General features: G+C 56.5%; 5 protein-coding genes. 2 read left to right on the plus strand and 3 right to left on the minus strand.

All coding sequences use genetic code 11. The features are described 5' to 3' along the window. The 3 genes from L0H14_RS11925 to L0H14_RS11935 form a co-directional block, all read right to left on the minus strand. Window positions 1-398: hypothetical protein (locus tag L0H14_RS11925; RefSeq protein WP_301421937.1), on the minus strand; the 398-nt coding region annotated here is incomplete at its 3' end. Between the two features lie 105 nt (window positions 399-503). Continuing rightward, window positions 504-2,159, minus strand: a complete 1,656-nt coding sequence (locus L0H14_RS11930; RefSeq protein ID WP_301419913.1) for an HNH endonuclease signature motif containing protein — start codon at window positions 2,157-2,159, stop codon at window positions 504-506. Between the two features lie 93 nt (window positions 2,160-2,252). Then, a complete protein-coding gene (locus L0H14_RS11935) occupies window positions 2,253-2,738 on the minus strand; it encodes an SRPBCC family protein (RefSeq protein WP_301421938.1) in 486 nt (161 codons plus the stop codon). 123 nt (window positions 2,739-2,861) lie between these two features. Here L0H14_RS11935 and L0H14_RS11940 point away from each other — a divergent pair, with 123 nt between their 5' ends. Continuing rightward, window positions 2,862-3,245: a DUF2267 domain-containing protein gene (locus L0H14_RS11940; protein ID WP_301421939.1), complete on the plus strand. Its 384-nt coding sequence runs from the start codon at window positions 2,862-2,864 to the stop codon at window positions 3,243-3,245. 223 nt (window positions 3,246-3,468) lie between these two features. After that, the coding region (locus tag L0H14_RS11945; RefSeq protein ID WP_301421940.1) for a SulP family inorganic anion transporter at window positions 3,469-4,283 on the plus strand (815 nt) is incomplete at its 3' end.

Here is a 4,283-nt window from a genome sequence, read left to right on the forward strand (position 1 = left end):
GAATGTCGCTCTCCGGTCAGCATGCTGAGTAATAAAACGTTGGTTTCTGCTGCATCTTCTGGGGCGGAAACTTCATGGACGATCATCGCGCGCAGATGCACTACGGTGCCCGGTTCCAGTGGGACATCACCGTCGTCGGTCGTGAGTATCAATGCCCCCTTGAGAGCCTGGACCGTAATCGGGTGGGCGGTGGTGTGTGAGCGCAACACTTGCCCGGGGGTGAATGTCAGAAAGATGAGGTTTGCTCCGTCGCCCTCGAGCTTTCGTGTAATTGCCGGTGGCGTTCCCTGACGTGGTTCCGGAGCATCATCGGCGGTGAAGACCGAGCTATCAGCATTGGGATCGCCTTCGGCAGGACCAAAAGCTTTCGGTGGCATGTTGAATGGTTTTCTAGCCATGGCTCCTATTTCCTTTGCTGATCGGTAGCTTCACGAATACAAACGGTACAACTAACGAGAATGCTCCCGGGCCTTTGCCCATATAAATGCTCGGTGACGACCAGCTTACCGCCAGAATCGATTGCGCCGAGGCCGTTGATCAGGGTCCAAGTAGAGTGCCGGGATGAACCACGGGATGCCATCTTTGATCCTGACCGCCCACATTCCGGCGTGAACCGCATGGTGATGATGCGAGCACAACAGCGTTGCGTTGACCACAGATGTTGGGCCGTCGCGTTTCCAAGGGTCCACATGGTGGGCATCGCACCACGGGGCTGGAATTGTGCAGTTTGGTGCCGCACACCCACGATCCCGAGCGATGAGTGCTCGGCGTTGATCCGGGGTGAAAAGCCGGGTCTTCCGTCCCATATCTAGGACCGCGCCGTTCGACCCGAGCACCGTAGGGATCAGGTCTGCTTCACAAGATAATGGGCGAATAGACGCCGGCGAAATGGGGCCGGTAAACAGTGCTTGAGATATGAAGTTCGTTGCGCTGGGCCTGGAAGGGCCTGTGACATGGCAGTCGCGGGAGAGCTGGTCGTAGAGCGTTTGGTAATCCATGACGACGCTCAGTTGCGGTGGAAGCCCACCCATGGTGGGAAGTGTTGTTGAGGCGAGGGACATGCCGGTATCGAAGACTGCGGTCAGTCCGTCCAAGAGTTTCTGCTGGCGATTCCGGTCATCCGCCGCAGTGATGGGATTGCCTACCTCGTCTTCGCTAAAGAGCTCTTGCTGTCCGTGATCTACTGGTATCTTCCGGACTACCGGGGCGCTGAAATTGGGCAGGGCTGTGCCAAAGAGCTTTTCCAGCAGGGACTTCAACGGCTCAAAGCTGGCATTGGGGTTATTGACTACTGCAGCCAGGACTCGAAGGCGTTCATGAAATAGGCTGTCAACGCGAAGCATCCAGTTGTGGAGTCCCTGGACTTGACCGCGGTAGAACGCCCCACGTTTACGATCCAGCACCTCGTCGTCGGGTGGCTGGTCCTGATCGAACCAGTTCGTGGTGTATTGTGACCAGCGTTTGGCGACCTGGCGCAGTCCATCTGGATCTAAGGTGTCAGCTTGTTCGGCGAGATGGTCCTGTCCACTGGCGAGTTGTTGTTCGACCTCGGGGGTCAGTGCTTTAGCTTGAGCAGCTTCGCGTTCAACGTGGTTGATGGTGTCCATGACGATTTCAGCGGCAGTCGCATCGATCGATGCACTGAGAAAGCGTTTGGCAACATTGGGATACGGTGATTCGGGTATATGCCCGCCGTCTAAACTCGGTGCGGGGGAGAGGTGCCCGGCTAACTTCACCCGTGATTTTGCGTCCCGGAGTGAAATCCGCAGGGAGTCCCGGAGAAATTCGGCCATATTGCGAAAGGCAGCCTTGCCCGCAGGCATACCGAAAATTTCAGCGCGTTCAATATCCGAGTAATATGCGGTTGAAGCAAAGCCGACCATCAAGGTCTGCAGCACGTTGACTTGGCGGGAGAGCGTCTCGATGTTGCGCAACAGTACCGGAAACGGAACATCCGGTGGTTGCACAGATTCGTCGGATGCATCAGACGCAGTACCCCAGACCGTTCCCCAATCGATGGATGCTTGATCCACGGTAAATCTAGCGAGCTTCGAATATGCCTCGGGCTGGCGGTAGGCGGTAATGGTTTCGGATAACAGTTGTTGTGCCTGGTCGATGAGTGCTGCCGGATTCACCCCGGTCTCAATTGGCTGAGTCATACTGAGACTTCAGCACTCAAACTCGACACCCGTGAGCGTCGCGGACGAAATGTGGGTACAGCGTGCGGCTGACGCTCGCTGTGGAAAACGGGCCTAGCTAAAGCGTTGTTGCAGCTGCCTCAACGAGGCGCGCATATTTTTGGCGTTGTTCTGGAAGATGCCCAACCAGTTAAACCCGCGGATCATTAATGGTTTGACCTGTGTGTAATCGAAGGTCTCAGTGACCCACGTGCCACCAGTGTCGGCGGGATCGAAAGCCCAGCGCCAGATGTGCTTTCCCGGATGTTGCCAGGCGATTTCGCGTTCGTGGTCAGCCGTGAGCACCCGCATCTTCAGGGTGTAGGGTAGCCCGAATTGGCGCATCCAAATATTGAATGTGTCACCTTCGGCTAGCCGTTCCGGTCCGGTCACTTGTGCGGATAGGGTGCCGCCACCGTCTAGCTCGTGATGGCGGTGCGGATTCGAAGCAAGCTGCCACAACTCTGCTGCATCTGCATTGACCCACACCCGGTAACTAATTGTGAAGGATCCAGTGTCAACTTCAGTTACGTCATTGGAAGAATACTTTTGTTCACTCATGCGCCCACACTACTCGCGATATTGGATCTCTGACCACCAGATGTTGCCAAGCCGGGGTTAAATCTGTCCACAATAGACACGTGACTCCAGTTGCGTAACGAACCGTAGTTCCCAGGAGGGACCATGCAGACCACCGAAATTGTCGAACGAGTGCAACAACGTGCCGGACTGGACTCATCCCAGGAAGCTCACGACACCGTCATTGCCGTACTAGAAACTCTGGCACTGCGGGATCTGGGAGAAGAACGCGGCAACTTTGCGGCTCAATTACCCAAAGAACTCGGCGAAGTGCTCGCCGTAGGCGATCCCGAGATCAAAGAACGCTTCGATGCATCAGACATGGTGCGCCGAGTCGCCAAACACCTCGGCGCACCATTGGATGAAAGCCAACATCGCACCCATGCAGCATTTTCTGTGCTTATGGAAGCAGTGTCCGATGGCCAGGTCGAAAGCCTACTCAAGGCGTTATCCAACGACTATGCATCGTACGCGGCCTGGGAAGACTAGCGTCTAACTCCCTGCGCTGAACGTGCAGTACCGACCGGATTGATGCCACGACCTCTGATGAGCGCAATCCGGCCGGCGTGTGCTGCGCACATCTACAGCCGGTAGCTGATGGTAGGGGAACTAGTGGCAACTTCCATCACGTCATCGGTAGAATGCCTACGTTCACTCAGGCCCCTACGCCTATTCGAGCGCGCTTGAATAGGCCACTGACTCAGAGGTGTATATGTCCGCGGCGCAGGTCACCCCAGCCCAACGCCAATCCGTTCGAGAAACCTTCAAACGTCCAGCTTGGTTGCGCACCGAAATTCTCGCGGGGCTTGTCGTCGCGCTGGCACTTATCCCAGAAGCCATCGCGTTTGCCCTGATCGCCGACGTCGATCCTAAGGTTGGTCTCTACGCGGCCGCCGTCATGGCCATGTCCATCGCGTTTGTCGGTGGCCGTCCCGCCATGATCTCTGCTGCCACAGCGGCAACGGCTCTGGTCATCGCACCGGTGGTCGCCTCCCACGGCGTGCAATACCTCTTTGCCACAGTCATTCTGGCCGGCATGCTGCAGATCCTATTTGGCGTCATCGGGGTCGCCAAACTCATGCGATTCATCCCGCAATCGGTGATGACAGGTTTCGTCAACGCACTAGCGATCCTGATCTTCATAGCTCAACTGCCAGACCTGATCGATGTTCCCTGGGCCGTCTACCCGCTCTTTGCTCTCGGGTTGGCAATTATCTTCCTGTGGCCCAGAGTTAGTGCCGCCATTCCTGCACCACTGGTGGCCATCGTGGTGGTCACGTTGCTCGTGATCATCTTTAGCATTGATGTTCCCACTGTCGCGGATAAAGGCGAACTGCCCAATGAGCTGCCGTTCTTCCTCATCCCGGATGTGCCATTCACGCTTGAAACGCTGCAGATCATTCTGCCGGCGGCACTGACCATGGCGATCGTTGGCCTCCTCGAGTCTTTGATGACGGCGCAACTGGTTGACAACATCACCGATACACCATCGAACAAAACCCGCGAATCCGTTGGGCAAGGCACCTC

Origin of the sequence: Yaniella sp., assembly GCF_030453185.1 — a bacterium.
Lineage (GTDB): Bacteria > Actinomycetota > Actinomycetes > Actinomycetales > Micrococcaceae > Yaniella.